This window comes from Vibrio sp. HI00D65, assembly GCF_001635455.1.
Taxonomy (GTDB): domain Bacteria; phylum Pseudomonadota; class Gammaproteobacteria; order Enterobacterales; family Vibrionaceae; genus Vibrio.
The window spans coordinates 1-1177 of sequence record NZ_LWEH01000168.1; the positions used below are offsets into that span (position 1 = coordinate 1).

Annotated in this window: 2 protein-coding genes; one reads left to right on the forward strand and one right to left on the reverse strand. The window is 44.6% G+C overall.

The genetic code is table 11. The annotated features are described in order from the left end of the window. Positions 1 to 555: EAL domain-containing protein (locus A3712_RS14400; protein ID WP_157618765.1), on the forward strand; the 555-nt coding region annotated here is incomplete at its 5' end. A 124-nt stretch (positions 556 to 679) separates the two neighbouring features. Here the strand turns inward: A3712_RS14400 and A3712_RS14405 are convergent. Beyond that, positions 680 to 1177 (reverse strand): tRNA-uridine aminocarboxypropyltransferase (locus A3712_RS14405; RefSeq protein WP_231891814.1); only part of this gene is annotated, 498 nt, incomplete at its 5' end.

Here is a 1177-nt window from a genome sequence, read left to right on the forward strand (position 1 = left end):
TTGCCTATGATTGCCGATACACACCTTTATACACGTCTTAGTCGCCATATGATTAAGAACACTATCGGCTATATGGCCGATAAACAGAGCCCGTTTTCTATTAACCTTTCTCCGCAAGACCTTTTAAGTGATAAGACTCTTGAGGTGCTTGAGACCGCTATTAGTGGTATGAACGATCCTACTCGATTGGGACTTGAGGTACTCGAGTCTGAGCAGATTAGAGATTATGGCCGTATGATTGAGGTGTGTGACCACTTCCGTTCGTTAGGTGCAAGAATCATCGTCGACGACTTTGGTTCTGGTTACTCCAACATCGATGAGATCATTAAGCTGGAGCCGCAGATAATTAAGCTCGATGGCAGCTTAATTCGTAATATCGACAAAGACCAGAAGCAGAGAAATATTGCTTCTCAGCTGGTGCGCTTGTGCCAAGTGTTTAATGCCAAAACGGTCGCTGAGTTTGTTCATAATCAACAGGTTTGCGAGATAGCCGAACAGATGGGCGTCGATTATCTGCAAGGTTATTACTTCGGCGAGCCTAAGCGGCTGTTCTGATGAGTGGCAAATGTCTGATGTTTCACGTGAAACACTATTTTTTCCAATGCATTAAAGCGAGATGTGAAAGGGTGAGCTAGTGGCTCGCCCTTTTTATTTTTGTGCTTAAGCACTCCGCATTAATCTACTTGAGAGCGTGTCCACTTTTGTCTGCTTGGAATACTTTTAGATAGTGTTGATAGTAATTCTCTATCTGCTCAGCCGATTGAGTCTCATCCAATGTCTTGAGTAGCTCGATACCAACCTCACAGGTGCATAAGTGTCCACTGTCTTGATTGCGGCGCAACGTATATGAAGATTCACTGGTTACATCGAGGTGCACTTGAGGGATCGTCTGTAGCCAAGGGCTTTTGTTGAGCATCTTTTTCGCTTCTTGCCACGTACCATCCAAGATAATGAATAATGGCGTTCGTTCACTCCCTGTTCCAGAAACGGCTTGCAAACACTCAATACTTTCATTACTTGGAAACAACAGCAAAGGCTGATGAGTTTCACCTTCAAGCAAAGCCAGTAGTTCGGCTGGAGGCGTCTTGCGCTGCCAAATAAAAGACTGACACTGCTTGAGTGACTGTTGCAGTAGCTTTCCAGTATTGGTGTCTCGTGTTAGTTCATTCTCGTGAGT